Source organism: Algoriphagus aestuariicola (assembly GCF_017254835.1).
Taxonomy (GTDB): Bacteria; Bacteroidota; Bacteroidia; order Cytophagales; family Cyclobacteriaceae; genus Algoriphagus; species Algoriphagus aestuariicola.
On sequence record NZ_JAFKCW010000003.1, the window covers coordinates 69,005 to 83,322 of the forward strand.

A 14,318-nucleotide genomic window follows, 5' to 3' on the forward strand; every position below is an offset into this window, starting at 1 on the left:
GTTATTCGATGGTGATCGAGCCGACCCCCACATCCAGTATCAATTCCAGTAGTCTGGGATCCGAAGCTTTATATCCCTTGGTCACATAGGTTTCCTTGTCTACCGACTTGAGGTATTTGGGAAAAATCGTGCGGCACATCGGGGTGGTTTTCATACGAATTTTGACCGGATTGGAATCCGGGGGGAGTTTGAGGTGAATACTTCCTCCGCTCACAGCCGCGATTACCTGACAAGAACTCGCCAGCCCGTCACTGTAATTCAAGTCTATCTTACCATAACTCACTTCGATGATTACCTTTTTTGAATTGGTGAAATTCAGGTCCTGTATCTCTACCACTCCCATGTTAAGGGTGACCAGCAGCGTATCCATCTCCACTTGATTTGGGATAGCCAAGCCATAGTGGATCTTGACATCGGCACTGGCGCTTTTCACCTTAAGCTGGGATATAGGGATCTGGGCAAGGTCGAAATCAGAGATGCCGACACCTAGATTAAAATCGAGGTCATATAGGAAATTGGAAGCCAATCCCAAGTCCCACGAGTGGTCAAAATCAGAATTGTCGGAAAATAGCTTGGATGTGATGCTCCTACCCAGGTTGTCGGACTCCACATTCTTATGTACCAATTTGGCATCAAGCATATTATCATGCACAGAATACTTGAAGTCCGGCAAAATATTGGATTTCAGCAGGTGGCCGTGGATGTAGATTGGATCCTGCGAGATTACACGCTTGAGCTGCGTCACGCTTTTGTAAGTAGAAAAATCCAGGTGGACGATCTCAAAGCCTTTCCGCTCCGTCACTTTATATTCTTTCACAAACTGCGCCGGGGCGGGAATTGCCTCCACCATGATCCAGAATAAAAGCAGACACAGTTTTTTAAGCATACGGATAGGTTACGAGACGACATTGAAAAGGTTTTTTAAAAATATAAAAAAAGCCGGAATCGCTTCCGGCTTTCATCCTATTAGAAAAACTCCTTCATTTTATCGAAAAAGGATTTGTCCTGCTTTCCTGGGTCAGGCCTGAAATTGTCAGAAGTGCGCAATGACTCGAGGACATTGCGTTCGTCTCTGGACAGCTCAGTTGGAGTCCAGACATTGACCATAATCAATTGGTCTCCGCGGCTATAGCCATTGATATCTTTGATCCCTTTTCCTTTCAAGCGAAGCATCTTTCCACTTTGTGTTCCGGGATCGATCTTGATCTTCACCTTACCGTCAATGGTGGGTACTTCCAGAGAAGCGCCAAGTGCTGCGTCGATGAATGACACATGAAGGTCATATATGACGTTGTTGCCTTCGCGTTGCAAAACCGTATCTTCAGCCTCTTCAATGACGATGAGTAGGTCTCCGGCAATACCTCCGGGAATTTCATTCCCCTTTCCGGACATGCTGAGCTGCATGCCTTCGCCAACCCCGCCTGGGATGTTGATGGAGATGACTTCCTCTTTCACAATCAGACCACGTGAGTCCGCATCCGCTGGCTTCTTGTCAACGATTTGGCCGCTACCACCGCAGACTGCACAAGTGCTTGCCGACACCATCTGTCCCAGCATGGTATTGACCACCTTCTTTATTTGGCCAGACCCATGGCACGCGCCGCATGACTTAAACGTAACACCAGGCGCAACCACATGGCGCTTTACTTTGATCTTTTTCTCGACGCCGTTCGCTATTTCCTGAAGGTTAAGCTTCAGCTTTACACGAAGGTTTGTTCCCTTCTTCGTGCGACGACCACCGCCGGATCCTCCAAAAAATGACCCGAAGCCCCCGCCTCCGAAGATGTCACCAAACTGGGAGAAGATATCCTCCATGTTCATTCCACCTCCGCCAAAGCCTGAAGCTCCACCCAGACCCTGGTGTCCAAATTGATCATAGCGGGCCTTCTTATCTGGGTTGCTAAGAACCTCGTAGGCTTCTGCCGCCTCCTTGAATTTGTCTTCCGCCTCGGGGTTGTCCGGGTTTTTGTCGGGATGATACTGGATTGCCAGCTTTCGGTACGCCTTTTTTATCTCATCGGCGCCCGCCGATTTGGAAACGCCAAGAACTTCGTAGTAATCTCTTTTTGCCATAGTAATTTAAGCTCCAGTTACAACCTTGGCGTAACGCACCACCTTCTCTCCCAGCGTGTAGCCTTTTTCGACGACATCTATCACAGCACCTTTCAGCTCCTCTGACGGCGCCGGAATTTGCGTGATGGCTTCTTGCGTATCCGGATTGAAAGGCTTCCCTGTCAAATCTTCCATTGCCTTCAGTCCTTTTGTCTCGAGAATCCTGACAAGCTTGTGATAAATAAGCTGGTTCCCTTCTCTGATTTTAACTGGGTCGGACTCTTTCTCCGAAGCCTTGAAGGCCCTTTCAAAATCGTCTACAACTGGGATCAAGTCCTTTAGAACTTCCTCTGATGCGGTTGTTATGAGATCCACACGTTCCTTCGCTGTCCTTTTCCTGAAATTTTCAAAGTCAGAATAAAGCCGGAGGTATTTTTCCTTCAGCTCAGCTACCTCAGCTTCAAGTTTAGATTCCTGGCTTTCTGCTTCACTCAGATTTTCGGTCACATTTTGAGGAGTTTCATCTACTAGCTGCTCTTCAGTTTCCTTTTTTAGTTCTTGATCCACTTGTTCTTTATTTTTCATAGAAATTAGGCAATAGTTGGTGTGAGGGTCAATATCAATGACTTTGCCAGATCCATTTCTCTGACAAAGTGGCACTTGATCAGGAATGGATGGCTTGCCAGATTAAGTCTTTTAGCTTGTCGAGATTAAATTGGCTTACCGCAGAGATAAAAACAAAAGGAAGATCCTTGGGTACCTCGAGCTCCATCTCCTTCATCAAATCGCCATCCAGCATGTCAGCCTTGGATATTGCAAGAATCCTTTTCTTGTCCAAGAGCTCTGGATTATACTTTTCGAGCTCGCCTAAAAGTATCCTGTATTGATCTTGGATGCTTGCCGCATCCGCTGGAATCATAAACAACAGGATCGAATTGCGCTCGATATGCCTCAAAAACCGAATCCCAAGACCTTTGCCTTCGGCTGCCCCCTCGATGATCCCCGGAATATCCGCCATGACGAATGACTTGTCGTCCCGATAGCTAACAACTCCGAGGTTTGGCACCAAAGTGGTAAACGGGTAATCTCCAATCTCCGGCCGGGCGGCAGAAATAGAGGATAGCAGTGTAGACTTTCCCGCATTGGGAAATCCCACGAGTCCCACATCCGCCAAAAGCTTCAGCTCCAGCACAATCCACTCTTCTATTCCCGCTTCGCCCGTTTGGGCAAAATGCGGCGCTTGGTTGGTCGCTGTCTTGAAGTGGTCGTTTCCCAGGCCCCCTCGGCCTCCAGGGGTGAGGATGACTTCTTGTCCGTCTTCGGTGATCTCAAACCGCTTTTCTCCCGTCTCGGCATCTTTTGCCACTGTACCAAGAGGCACTTCCAAAATCACGTCTTTGCCGTCGGCTCCTGTTCTCCTACCGCCTTCTCCTCCCTTGCCGGATTCGGCAATCACATGCTTTTTGTATTTAAGGTGCAGCAGGGTCCAATGCTGGGAGTTTCCCCTCAGGATGATGTGGCCTCCGCGACCTCCATCACCTCCGTCCGGGCCGCCTTTGGGCACGTGTTTCTCGCGCCTGAAATGAACAGAGCCCGCTCCTCCGGCACCGGATCGCGAACAGAATTTTACGTAGTCAATGAAATTGGAATCCGCCATTTTTTTAGGAAAGAAAAAGGCTAAGCCCAGAAGCTTAGCCAGATCTTGGTTTTGCAAAATTAGCGATTCAAAGTGAATCAGTAGCTATCCAGCACTTCCGAAATCTCCATAAAGATCTCGTCAATTCCTCCGACACCATTGATACTCTTGTACTTTCCTTGGTTTTCGTAGTATTTGGCTACCGGGAGGGTCTCATCCAAATAGACTTTTATTCTGGTATTGATTTTCTCCTCGTCCTGGTCATCTGCCCGATTGGAAGTCTTGCCGCGCTCTTTTATCCTCTCTTTCAAAATCTCTTCGGGAACGTCCAAAGCGATCATTCCGGAGATTTTCATGCCGTTGTTCGCTAGCATCACGTCCAATGCTTCGGCTTGGGCAGTCGTCCGGGGAAATCCGTCAAAAATAAAACCCTTACTACCCTCTGTGTTGGATATTTTGTCTTCGACCATGCTGATCACGACTTGATCGGGGACGAGATGGCCTTCGTCCATATACTTCTTGGCGAGTTTTCCCAAGTCGGTTCCCTCTCCGAGATGTTTCCTGAACAGGTCTCCCGTAGAGAGATGGGTGAGTCCGTATTTTTCGATTAGCTTTTCACTTTGGGTACCTTTACCTGCACCCGGAGGACCAAACAGTACTATATTCAGCATTCCAGAATTCGTTTTTTTAAGTTTCACTCAATTGATATAGATCGGGAAGATTCCTTCCCAATCCGTCGTAATCCAGCCCGTAGCCGACAACAAATTTATTGGGAATTTCAAATCCGACATAGTCCAAGGAGTAATTAAACCGGAAAGCCTCTTTTTTAAGCAGCAAAGTTGCAATACGCAAGCTCTTGGGATTGTGTTTGGAAAGCTCTAAAATCAGGTAGTCCATGCTTATGCCTGTATCGACTATATCTTCGACGATCAACACGTTTTTGCCTTTCAACTCAGTGTTTAATCCCATCAGCGACTTGACGTCGCCCGAGCTACTGGTGCCAGTGTAGGAAGATATTCTCAAAAATTCCACACTTAGAGGAAGATGAATCTCACGCGCCAGATCTGCCATGAAAATGAAGGATCCATTCAATACGCCCAAAAGTAGGACTTCTTCCCCGGCAAAGCGGGCTGTGATATCGTTTCCCATTTGAGCGAGTCTGGTTTTTATTTTCTCCTCAGAAATAAAAACTTCGAAGGAAAGATCCTTTACCATTATCTTTTTCATGCTTTGAAATTAAAGGTTCTCCATTAGGAATCGATACATTCTGATCATGCATTCCAGATCAAAAAGCGATACTTTTTCATCCGGAGTATGGACATTTTCCTCCGCGGCTCCCACAAAACACCAATCGATTAAATGTGGTGAAAACTGAACCTCTCGGCCGTCACTGCCTCCGTAGGCTTCGACCTCAAGCTGAAACGCAACTGTGCTCCTTTCCGCGATTTTGATCAATTTGTCAATAAAGCTCTTTCTCGGGATGAACTTATCCCGGATTGAAATAACCACGCCTTTGTGATGTTCCACGCCCTCCGTAACCCATGTAATATCTGAAATTAGCGCCTGCTTAATTGGAGCTTCATTTTGGATAAAATTAAGGAGAAACGGCATGCTACCACCTCCATGTTCTTCGTATGTAGAAAACACAACCCACCCATTTTCAAGGGTTTCGCATAACAAAAGCGCATTGTATATACCTAATCTATTATCAAGGTATGCTGCCTGAATATACTCCTCATCCAGTCTGATATTTTGCTCAAAAGACAACCTGGTCCCCCTGTCTATACCTCTTGGAAAATCGTGAAAGCAGGCTTCATCATCGCCTAATATCGTACATGAAATATCCCCCTTACTATCCTTCCCAACTAGTTTCGTCCCCTCAACCACCTCTGGGCCACCGACTGTTATAAGCTGATTTTGGTAGCGGGTCATGAACCCGACCGTGTCCAGATGGGCAAATACCGCCGTTTTTGGCTCCCCAAATTTCAGGAGTAAACAATCATGAAATTCTTCACCAAAATAGACTATGGGCCGAACCTTCCAAGAAGAGGCTCGTTTCGAAACATAGTCAAAAATAAAACGTGCTATTTCGGATTCATCTCCAGAAACACTATGTTTAGACAATAATTCAAACAAAAATTTCATTTTGGCATCGATTATGTAGCTAAATAATTTGTTGGAAATTTAAAAAGTCGGGATAAATTTTGATCGTTGGATTGGGATTTAAATAAATCGTCTAGATTTGCAATAAATTAAAAGTTTATAAATTTGTAATCACATCTATCAATCACTTAAAATTTGAACAAAAATTTTTTGTCATGAAAAAATTTATACTCTCATCTCTTATGGCTGGCGCCTTAGCTTTAACTGCTAATGCTCAGGAATTTAACAAGTGGTCTCTAGAGGCTACCGGTGGCTTTAACAAACCTATGGCTCCGTTGACCTATGGGTATCTTTCCCCGTCTTTGAACCTAGGTCACGTTGATTTCGGCGTGCGCTACATGTTCAATGAGAAATTCGGTTTAAAATTGGATTACGGATTGGGTACTTTCAAGGAAGTAGACGGCGAAAGTCCATCCTTTGAAACAAAGTACAACCGACTCAACCTCCAAGGTGTTGCCAACATCGGGCGCATAATGAATTTTGAATCATTCACGAGAACATTCGGCTTGTTGATGCACGGGGGTGCAGGTATTGGGCAAGTAAGTCCTCAGGAGAACGCGAACAGTGATTTCAAAGATGATGTTTACACTTTCATTTTCGGTATTACTCCTCAAGTTAAGCTTGGAAATAAAGTAGCATTGGTTGGTGACATCTCTACCGTACTTAACGGGCGACAGTCTGTCTCATTTGACGGTGCTTCTTTAGAGCCTTATCCATATGGTGCCAATGGTACCTGGTGGACTGGTACAATCGGTTTGAATTTCTACTTGGGCAAAGCGGAGCAACATGCAGACTGGTATATCGCTGCTGACAAGTATGCTACCAAAGAAGAACTTGCGACTCAGATCAATGGCATCAAGGACATGTTGAAGGATTCTGATGGTGACGGGGTTCCTGATTATCTGGATAAAGAGCCGAACACCCCAGTTGGAGCTCGAGTAAATTCTGCTGGTATGACTCTTGATTCCGATGGTGACGGTACTCCTGATCACGTTGACAAGTGTCCATTCCTCCCTGGTCCAGCTTCTACTGGAGGTTGCCCTGTAGAAGAGATTCGTGAGGAGATCGACTACATGAAAAAGGCTATCAATGACGGCTATGTAAACGTTTACTACGCATTTGACAGCTCTAAACCTCTCGGATACTCAGTAAGTTCTGCGCAGTATGTTTCAAACTTTATGAAGAGAAACCCAGGCGTTAGCGTTGAAATCAAAGGTTATGCTGACGAACTCGGTCCTGAAGACTACAACATGAAGTTGTCTGAAAGCAGAGCGAAAGCAGTATACGATCTCTTGGTTGCTTCTGGAGTTGATGCTTCTAGACTTTCTTACAAAGGATACGGCGAAGATACTTCTGTAGATAAAGCATCTGCTGATGCTCGTCAGATGGCAAGAAGAGCCAGCTTCGAGATCAAGTAAGAATTAATAAAGAAATATGGAGAGCCCGATCAAATTGATCGGGCTTTTTTGTTGAAATGGCTTAATCATATTTCCATTATTTCTACTTTTGGTCGTTCATCCCATTTCACCCCTATCTCGATGAAAAAACTGATTCTTTTCTTACTCCTCATTGGAGCGACTATGAATGTCTTTGCCCAAAACGACTTTAATAAGTGGTCCTTGGAGGTAAATGGCGGTTTCAACAAGCCTATGGCCCCTCTTACTCCTGGATACCTCTCCCCAACCTTAAAATTAGGCCATACGGATTTTGGGGCTAGATACATGTTCAATCAGTATTTTGGACTGAGTGGGAACTTCGGAGTTGGAAATTTCTCCGAGTTAAAAGGAGAAAGTCTTGAATTTTCCACAACCTACTTAAGCACGAGTTTTCGGGGAGTGATGAACATTGGTCGATTGCTTTCTTTTGAATCTTTTTCACAAAAGTTCACCATGCTTGCTGATCTAGGGTTTGGATTCGGAGCTTTGAAACCAGAAACTCGAATTATACCTTCGGATGAGCCTGATTATGTCTATTCTATCAACACTTCAGTTAAGGTCCTCTATCTAATTTCGGAGAGAATCAGTTTGCAGGGGACAGTTTCAACAAATGTAAATGGGCGTCAGCGATATACCTTTGATGGTAATGAATTTAATCAGGAAGGGAGACCCGATGTACCCGAAATACCCTTCGTTCATGCCACTGGAACTTGGTGGACCGGAACTATTGGATTGAACTTTTACCTAGGAAAAGCAGATCAGCACGCGGACTGGCATATTGCTGCCGAAAAGTATGCAACGAAAGACGAACTTGCCGAGTCAATCGCAGGAATCAACGAAATGCTCAAAGACTCTGACGGGGACGGGGTAGCCGACTATCTTGACAAAGAACCGAATACCCAAGCAGGAGCAAGAGTAAGCCCAAGTGGCGTCAGTATGGACTCAGACAGCGATGGCACTCCCGACCATCTGGATCAATGTCCGTTTCTACCCGGACCAAGCTCGACCAAAGGATGCCCTATCGAAGAGATCAAAGACCAGTCTGATTATCTGAAAAAAGCAATTGACGAGGGCTATGTCAATCTCTACTTTGGCTTTGACAGCCATAAGCCTTTGGATTATTCCACTTCCTCAGCCTCATTTGTGGCGAACTTTCTGCAAAAGAACCCAAGTTTGAATCTCGAAGTAGAAGGCTATGCAGATGAGCTCGGTGAAGAAGACTATAATATGCAGCTGTCCGAGAAAAGAGCAAAGGCTGTTTATGACTTGCTTGTCGCCGCAGGAGTCCAAGCTTCTAGACTGACGTATAAAGGCTATGGAGAAGATTCCAGCCTAGACAAATCCTCACCTGAGGCCAGGCAAATGGCGAGAAGAGCCAGCTTTGCAATCAAATAACCTCTATTTAAATGCCCCGTTTTAATCGACCGGGCATTTTCTTTATACTTGTGGGATGTTTGTCTTGACAGAATCAGGGTCTGTGGGAAACCACTTTATCGCCGAGCTCCGGGATATCACCGTGCAAGGAGACCGTCTTAGGTTTCGCAAAAATCTGGAGCGTCTTGGGGAAATACTTGCCTACGAAATTTCCAAAACCTTCAGATATGAATCAAGATCAGTAGAAACCCCTCTGGCACAGGCAAATGTCCTACTATCTCCTACTATCCCAGTCTTAATTGCCGTCCTTCGAGCTTCTCTTCCCTTCTATAATGGATTTTTGAATTTTTTTGACAAAGCGGAGAGTGGATTTATTGGGGCTTTTCGGGAAGAGGGTGAAGGGGAAATCAAAATCAACCTGGGATATCACGCCAGTCCTAGCCTTCAAGGAAAAACGGTCATCCTCGCAGACCCCATGCTCGCGACAGGAAAGTCTTTTTTCCGGAGCATAGAAACGATTCTTTCCCATGGAACACCCGAAATAATCCACATAGCCGCTGCGATCGCCTCTCCGGAAGGCATCGACTACCTCAGTAAAAACATCACGGTCCCTTTTCAATTGTGGATTGGGTCGGTAGACCTATCCCTGAACGCGCAATTGTACATCGTCCCTGGTCTAGGAGATGCGGGGGACCTAGCGTTCGGAGAAAAACTTTAACGACATGACAGCATATTTTTTATTGGCGCTAGGCTTGCTTATTCTTTTATTCGGTGGTAAGATCCTGGTAGACGGGGCATCTTCTATTGCGCTAAAACTGGGCATGACCACCGGACTGATCGGATTGACAGTGGTTGCTTTTGGCACTTCAGCTCCAGAGCTTTTAGTCAGTCTAACAGCCGCCATGAAAGGAAACAGTGACATCTCCATTGGAAATGTGGTGGGCTCCAACATAGCTAATATCGGTCTTGTATTGGGAATCAGCGGCATTTTCTACCCCATTGCCATCCGAAAAAGCCATGTGCGCTTCGAATATGCTTTGATGATGCTGGTCACCTTAATCTACTATATATTGAGTCTAGACCTATTGGTCTCCCGCGTGGAGGGAATACTTTTGTTTACAGGTTTTATCGGATTCAACCTTTATTTATTTAGAAACCTTGGCAAGGGAATCCAACAGGATAGCCAAACGGTCGAGGAGGAAATCGAAGAAGTACGCAACTATTCCTGGCCGACATCCATCGGGCTCTTCCTCGGCGGCATTGTTGGCTTGTACTTCGGATCGGAACTCTTGGTAAATAATGCAGTTCTGATTTCAAGAGAATTTGGCGTATCAGAACGAATCATCGGAGTAACCATCGTCGCAATAGGAACCAGTTTACCGGAATTGATCACCTCGATTATTGCAGCTCTCTCAAAACGCACCGATCTGGCTTTGGGGAATATTTTGGGTAGCAACATCATGAATATCCTCTCGATTATCGGCGTGACGGCTATTATCAAACCTATATCAGTCTCCGAGGCCTTTGTCAAATCCGACTATCTTTGGATGATCGGAATTTCTTTGCTGCTTTATCCCCTGATGAGAACCAAAATGCGTATATCCAAGGTGGAGGGCTCAGTGCTGCTGTTCGCCTATATTGCATACTTGGTAATTCTCTTATGAACGAGTCGCTGATTACCTTCTTTGGCATCTATTTTCTCAGTATGTTCAAATTCATTGCCGGGCCTTTGCTTGGCAATGCGGCTGGATACAGCATTTGGGAGATTATCTTGGTCACCGTCTCCGGCATGATGACCAGTGTGTTGATTTTTACGCTTATTGGGTCTAGGTTCAAAAAAATCCTGGCACTGCGGATAAAGAAAAAAAGCCCCGTTTTCTCCAAGAAAAACCGAACCATCGTACGGCTTTGGAGCAAGTATGGGGAAGTTGGAATCGCCTTCTTCAGCCCATTACTGCTCACGCCGATCGGCGGCACCTTGATTTTGGTTTCCTTTGGTACCAAAAAGAGGAAAATTTACTTCCACATGCTATGGAGCTCACTTTTTTGGTCATTCGTACTTGGACTCGGTATTGATCAAATCCTCCAGATTCCCCTCTTTGGAAGATTACTCGGGTAGGTTTTCGTCAGGAAGAATTTCAATATCCTGTATCAAAACCCGATTGGCAATTTCCTGACCTGTCAGAGTTGCAGCAAGCCCTCCCATCGCCGTTTCCTTGTATCTGCTTTCCATGGAAGCTCCGATCTCACCCATTGCTTCCACACATTCATCCACAGGAATCACCGCGTTGACGTTAGCGAGGGCTATCTGCGCGGAACTGAAGGCAATGGCAGCTGCACTTGCATTTCGAACGACACAAGGCACTTCGACCAAACCTGCCACCGGGTCACATACCAATCCTAACATGCACTGTATTGTGATTGCGACCGCGTTGAAAATCTGATCCGTATTTCCGCCCAGACAATGCACGATGGCTCCAGAGGCCATAGCCGCAGCAGAGCCAGTCTCCGCCTGGCATCCTCCTACGGCGCCTGCTAAACTGGCCTTCTCCTCAATAATAAGAGCTATCCCCGCCCCTACCAATAAGCCTTCCAAAATCTTCGCATCGTCCAGTTCGTGAATTTCTTGGAGTGTAACCATCGTACCGGGTAGGATCCCTGAAGCCCCTGCAGTTGGCGCTGCCACTACTCGGCCCATACAGGAGTTTACCTCCTTGGCTGCCAGCGCACGGGAGATAAGCTTTTGGAACTCTGGCGAAAGGACAGTCAACGGATGGTTGAACACCTTTTTTGCCCCGTTGTTGATCATGCCGGACCGTGAGGTCATCTCTTCCCCGAGACCGGTGGCAACCGCTTCCTTCATCACTGTATAGGCATTTTGCAGACCAGACCAAATCTTTTCCTCGGAGGAATTCTTCTGCTCTACTTCGTACTCGATCACTGACTGGACTAGGCTGGAATTATGGCTTTCGCAATACTGTTTCCAGCCTTTGAAGCTTTCGAAGAGATAGCACATGAGTACGTGGGTTTATATGATTGAAAGCAATCGTCAGGAGATTTCGTTCCGATCAGAAATCGAAATTCACCGTCTGTTTGATGGCTGGATCTAGACTCAGGGCCACAGGGCAAGTCAGAGCGGCATTTTTAAGCTTCTGGATCATCGCTCCATCCTCCACAGGATTGTCCCAATGAAAATCCACTACGATCTCTTGGATCTTCCGCGGTGATGCCTGCATCACCTTAGTCACCTCCCAGCTCAGCCCTTCCAGCGAAACACCATTCCTCTCCGCTACAATCCCCATGATCGTCACCATACAGCTTCCCAAAGCACTGGAAACCAAGTCTGTTGGAGAAAACTTTTCACCTTTCCCGTTGTTGTCCACTGGCGCGTCTGTGAGCAATTCAGTTCCGGATTGTAAATGCACTGACTGGGTCCTTAAATTCCCCAAATACGAACTTTTAATAGTGGGCATAAACTCTTACTTTTAAAATTCAGTTAAATACTTAAATCCAAAAATAGAGCAATATTTTCGACCAATTCGAATGAGCAAGCTGAAATTAATCCTACCCGCACTTTTCTTCCTATTCAGTCAGGAGGCATTTTCCCAAAGGGAGGATGTCGGAAATTATGAATATGATAAGGAATACCTTTTTGGGATCAACAAAAACACCAATGGAGGTTTGATAGGGGGATTTGTTTTCAAGGCAGGCACCCGGATCGACGACTCCCAATTCTCATTTTGGGGGGTAGAATTGTCAAACGTAAAAAATCCCAAAGAGGCCCGATACAATACGGTTTTGGGGAACAGCTATATTTTCGGAAAGTCCAACTACCTCTACGCTATCAGACCACACTACGGTCGAGAAATCATTCTTTTCAAGAAAGCTCCCAATCAAGGCGTACAGGTATCTGCCTTGGCCGCCGCCGGCCCCACCATCGGCATTATCGCCCCCTACTATATCGAGTACGCCATCAACCGGGTGGAAACGGTGACAGAGCAGTATGACCCTGAGATCCACCAAAGCCGCTACAATATCCTGGGAACAGGAAGACTTTTTGAAGGTATCGGCCAATCCGAAGTGGCTATCGGTGCAACTTTAAAGGCGGCGTTGATGTTTGAGTTTGGAGTGTTCAGAAGCAGCGCAACAGGACTGGAAGTCGGGTACATGATCGAAGGATACAATAAGGAGATCCCGCTCATCCCTACCACTGAAAACAACCAGATTTTCCAATCTGCCTATTTCACTTTCTTTTACGGCTTCCGTAAGTGATTGGAATTGGCTTTTGAGCCCTTCTGGATTACCTTTGCACCAAATCCGAATGTGATGATTGAATTACCCGTAATATCCGAGGAGGCGACACGACGTAAAAAGCCTGATTGGCTACGCGTCAAGTTGCCCGTGGGAAAAGAATACGCCAAGGTCAGAAAGCTGGTAGACGAGCACAAGCTTCACACCATCTGCGAAAGCGGCAACTGCCCAAACATGGGCGAATGCTGGGGAGCAGGGACTGCCACATTTATGATCTTGGGAAATGTCTGCACTCGCTCTTGCTCTTTTTGCGCGGTAGCGACGGGCAGACCACCAGAATATGATACCGACGAGCCAAGACGAGTGGCAGAGGCCATTAAGCTCATGGGCGTAAAGCACGCAGTGATCACCTCTGTGAATCGGGACGAATTAAAGGACCGTGGGGCTGAGATCTGGTATCAGACCGTGGTGCAAACCAAGGAACTGTCTCCAGAAACCACTATTGAAACACTGATTCCTGATGTGAAATCCAACTGGGATGCGCTCTACAGAATGATAGAAGGCGGCCAGGAAGTGGTTTCTCACAACATGGAAACGGTGGGAAGCCTTTATCGCCGAGTGAGGCCACAAGCGAAATACGAGCGCTCACTGGAACAGATCAAATTGACCAAAGGGTTTGGCAAACGAACCAAGACGGGTATTATGCTCGGACTAGGCGAGACAAAAGAAGAAGTCTATACTGCCATGGACGATCTTGCCGCACATGGCTGTGACATCCTCACATTAGGCCAATATCTCCAGCCTACCAAGATGCACATCGAAGTGGCAGAGTTTATCCATCCGGAACTTTTTGCCCACTATCGGGAGGAAGGATTGGCGAGAGGCCTCAAATACGTGGAATCCGGCCCATTGGTAAGATCATCCTATCATGCAGAGAGGCACGTAAACGTCTAAAGCAGCAACAAAATTTAAAAGCTCGTTTTGCAACGAGCTTTTTTTATGCCTATATTTTTCCAACTAAACATCTTACATGACATAATATGCAAGTAGTCAAAAGAATCGGAGTCGGTTCAGCCGCCAAAGTTTATGGCCTCACATTAGGCTTATTGGGCATTTTTATCGGGATAATTTATGCGGTTATGTTCTCTCTTATCGGAGGATTAGGAGATGGATTGCCCTTATCAGATTCGGGTGGACTTGGCATTGCTATGCTGATCATAATACCAATCTTTTACGGTGTGGTGGGATTCATATTCGGCGCATTGGGGGCAGTGGTCTATAATTTTGTCGCGAAAAAATTTGGCGGCCTGGAAATCGAACTTTCCGAACCGAATCACATGCCAGCTGACTAAAACGACAAGAGGCCGCCGATGGCAGCCTCTTTTAAATTTAATTGGGAAAAACTC

The 14,318-nt window shown here is 46.2% G+C and carries 17 protein-coding genes; 8 read left to right on the forward strand and 9 right to left on the reverse strand.

The features are described from left to right. Position 1 precedes the first annotated feature (1 nt). The 7 genes from J0A67_RS12830 to J0A67_RS12860 all read right to left on the reverse strand — a co-directional run bounded on the left by J0A67_RS12830 (position 2) and on the right by J0A67_RS12860 (position 5,833). Positions 2–886 (reverse strand): toast rack family protein, encoded by an 885-nt coding sequence (locus J0A67_RS12830; RefSeq protein ID WP_241265186.1) that lies wholly within the window; start codon positions 884–886, stop codon positions 2–4. Between the two features lie 80 nt (positions 887–966). Then, positions 967–2,073, reverse strand: a complete 1,107-nt coding sequence (gene dnaJ / locus J0A67_RS12835) for a molecular chaperone DnaJ (RefSeq protein WP_206569769.1) — start codon at positions 2,071–2,073, stop codon at positions 967–969. Between the two features lie 6 nt (positions 2,074–2,079). Continuing rightward, the gene (locus J0A67_RS12840; RefSeq protein ID WP_206569770.1) at positions 2,080–2,637 is read right to left on the reverse strand and encodes a nucleotide exchange factor GrpE; all 558 of its coding nucleotides are present in this window, start codon (positions 2,635–2,637) and stop codon (positions 2,080–2,082) included. A 79-nt stretch (positions 2,638–2,716) separates the two neighbouring features. Next, entirely contained in the window at positions 2,717–3,709 is a 993-nt protein-coding gene (obgE, locus tag J0A67_RS12845; RefSeq protein ID WP_206569771.1) for a GTPase ObgE, read from the reverse strand. A gap of 77 nt (positions 3,710–3,786) precedes the next feature. Further along, positions 3,787–4,359: an adenylate kinase gene (locus tag J0A67_RS12850; RefSeq protein WP_206569772.1), complete on the reverse strand. Its 573-nt coding sequence runs from the start codon at positions 4,357–4,359 to the stop codon at positions 3,787–3,789. A 16-nt stretch (positions 4,360–4,375) separates the two neighbouring features. Then, complete coding sequence (gene hpt, locus J0A67_RS12855) at positions 4,376–4,915, reverse strand: hypoxanthine phosphoribosyltransferase (RefSeq protein ID WP_206569773.1); 540 nt, start codon at positions 4,913–4,915, stop codon at positions 4,376–4,378. A 9-nt stretch (positions 4,916–4,924) separates the two neighbouring features. Continuing rightward, on the reverse strand, positions 4,925–5,833 hold the full coding sequence (locus J0A67_RS12860; protein WP_206569774.1) for a zinc-binding metallopeptidase family protein: 909 nt from the start codon (positions 5,831–5,833) through the stop codon (positions 4,925–4,927). Between the two features lie 173 nt (positions 5,834–6,006). Between J0A67_RS12860 and J0A67_RS12865 the strand changes: the two genes are divergently transcribed. The 5 genes from J0A67_RS12865 to J0A67_RS12885 all read left to right on the forward strand — a co-directional run bounded on the left by J0A67_RS12865 (position 6,007) and on the right by J0A67_RS12885 (position 10,780). Further along, positions 6,007–7,269 (forward strand): OmpA family protein, encoded by a 1,263-nt coding sequence (locus J0A67_RS12865; RefSeq protein ID WP_206569775.1) that lies wholly within the window; start codon positions 6,007–6,009, stop codon positions 7,267–7,269. 120 nt (positions 7,270–7,389) lie between these two features. Further along, on the forward strand, positions 7,390–8,682 hold the full coding sequence (locus J0A67_RS12870) for an OmpA family protein (protein WP_206569776.1): 1,293 nt from the start codon (positions 7,390–7,392) through the stop codon (positions 8,680–8,682). 55 nt (positions 8,683–8,737) lie between these two features. Next, entirely contained in the window at positions 8,738–9,379 is a 642-nt protein-coding gene (gene upp, locus J0A67_RS12875; protein ID WP_206569777.1) for a uracil phosphoribosyltransferase, read from the forward strand. A 4-nt stretch (positions 9,380–9,383) separates the two neighbouring features. Continuing rightward, a complete protein-coding gene (locus tag J0A67_RS12880; RefSeq protein ID WP_206569778.1) occupies positions 9,384–10,325 on the forward strand; it encodes a calcium/sodium antiporter in 942 nt (313 codons plus the stop codon). Then, the gene (locus tag J0A67_RS12885; protein WP_206569779.1) at positions 10,322–10,780 is read left to right on the forward strand and encodes a hypothetical protein; all 459 of its coding nucleotides are present in this window, start codon (positions 10,322–10,324) and stop codon (positions 10,778–10,780) included. Before J0A67_RS12880 ends, J0A67_RS12885 begins: the two co-directional genes overlap by 4 nt. Here J0A67_RS12885 and sdaAA read toward each other — a convergent pair. Both sdaAA and J0A67_RS12895 read right to left on the reverse strand, forming a co-directional pair. Next, positions 10,769–11,677: an L-serine ammonia-lyase, iron-sulfur-dependent, subunit alpha gene (gene sdaAA, locus J0A67_RS12890; RefSeq protein WP_206569780.1), complete on the reverse strand. Its 909-nt coding sequence runs from the start codon at positions 11,675–11,677 to the stop codon at positions 10,769–10,771. The genes J0A67_RS12885 and sdaAA overlap by 12 nt on opposite strands. Positions 11,678–11,729: 52 nt before the next feature. Beyond that, positions 11,730–12,134, reverse strand: a complete 405-nt coding sequence (locus tag J0A67_RS12895) for an OsmC family protein (RefSeq protein ID WP_206569781.1) — start codon at positions 12,132–12,134, stop codon at positions 11,730–11,732. 70 nt (positions 12,135–12,204) lie between these two features. On the opposite strand from J0A67_RS12895, the gene J0A67_RS12900 reads away from it, so the two are divergent. The 3 genes from J0A67_RS12900 (at position 12,205) to J0A67_RS12910 (ending at position 14,264) form a co-directional block, all read left to right on the forward strand. Further along, complete coding sequence (locus J0A67_RS12900; protein ID WP_206569782.1) at positions 12,205–12,933, forward strand: hypothetical protein; 729 nt, start codon at positions 12,205–12,207, stop codon at positions 12,931–12,933. 54 nt (positions 12,934–12,987) lie between these two features. Beyond that, positions 12,988–13,866, forward strand: coding sequence for a lipoyl synthase (lipA, locus tag J0A67_RS12905; protein WP_206569783.1), 879 nt, complete (start codon positions 12,988–12,990; stop codon positions 13,864–13,866). 86 nt (positions 13,867–13,952) lie between these two features. Continuing rightward, positions 13,953–14,264, forward strand: a complete 312-nt coding sequence (locus J0A67_RS12910) for a hypothetical protein (RefSeq protein WP_206569784.1) — start codon at positions 13,953–13,955, stop codon at positions 14,262–14,264. Positions 14,265–14,318 lie beyond the last annotated feature (54 nt).

Excerpts from the sequence above, each read along its gene's own strand:
- J0A67_RS12840 (WP_206569770.1), bottom strand. The coding sequence starts at position 2,637 with ATGAAAAATAAAGAACAAGTGGATCAAGAACTAAAAAAGGAAACTGAA.
- J0A67_RS12860 (WP_206569774.1), bottom strand. The coding sequence starts at position 5,833 with ATGAAATTTTTGTTTGAATTATTGTCTAAACATAGTGTTTCTGGAGAT.
- J0A67_RS12865 (WP_206569775.1), top strand. The coding sequence starts at position 6,007 with ATGAAAAAATTTATACTCTCATCTCTTATGGCTGGCGCCTTAGCTTTA.
- upp (WP_206569777.1), top strand. The coding sequence starts at position 8,738 with ATGTTTGTCTTGACAGAATCAGGGTCTGTGGGAAACCACTTTATCGCC.
- hpt (WP_206569773.1), bottom strand. The coding sequence starts at position 4,915 with ATGAAAAAGATAATGGTAAAGGATCTTTCCTTCGAAGTTTTTATTTCT.
- dnaJ (WP_206569769.1), bottom strand. The coding sequence starts at position 2,073 with ATGGCAAAAAGAGATTACTACGAAGTTCTTGGCGTTTCCAAATCGGCG.
- J0A67_RS12870 (WP_206569776.1), top strand. The coding sequence starts at position 7,390 with ATGAAAAAACTGATTCTTTTCTTACTCCTCATTGGAGCGACTATGAAT.
- obgE (WP_206569771.1), bottom strand. The coding sequence starts at position 3,709 with ATGGCGGATTCCAATTTCATTGACTACGTAAAATTCTGTTCGCGATCC.
- J0A67_RS12910 (WP_206569784.1), top strand. The coding sequence starts at position 13,953 with ATGCAAGTAGTCAAAAGAATCGGAGTCGGTTCAGCCGCCAAAGTTTAT.
- J0A67_RS12895 (WP_206569781.1), bottom strand. The coding sequence starts at position 12,134 with ATGCCCACTATTAAAAGTTCGTATTTGGGGAATTTAAGGACCCAGTCA.
- sdaAA (WP_206569780.1), bottom strand. The coding sequence starts at position 11,677 with ATGTGCTATCTCTTCGAAAGCTTCAAAGGCTGGAAACAGTATTGCGAA.
- lipA (WP_206569783.1), top strand. The coding sequence starts at position 12,988 with ATGATTGAATTACCCGTAATATCCGAGGAGGCGACACGACGTAAAAAG.
- J0A67_RS12830 (WP_241265186.1), bottom strand. The coding sequence starts at position 886 with ATGCTTAAAAAACTGTGTCTGCTTTTATTCTGGATCATGGTGGAGGCA.
- J0A67_RS12885 (WP_206569779.1), top strand. The coding sequence starts at position 10,322 with ATGAACGAGTCGCTGATTACCTTCTTTGGCATCTATTTTCTCAGTATG.
- J0A67_RS12900 (WP_206569782.1), top strand. The coding sequence starts at position 12,205 with ATGAGCAAGCTGAAATTAATCCTACCCGCACTTTTCTTCCTATTCAGT.
- J0A67_RS12850 (WP_206569772.1), bottom strand. The coding sequence starts at position 4,359 with ATGCTGAATATAGTACTGTTTGGTCCTCCGGGTGCAGGTAAAGGTACC.
- J0A67_RS12880 (WP_206569778.1), top strand. The coding sequence starts at position 9,384 with ATGACAGCATATTTTTTATTGGCGCTAGGCTTGCTTATTCTTTTATTC.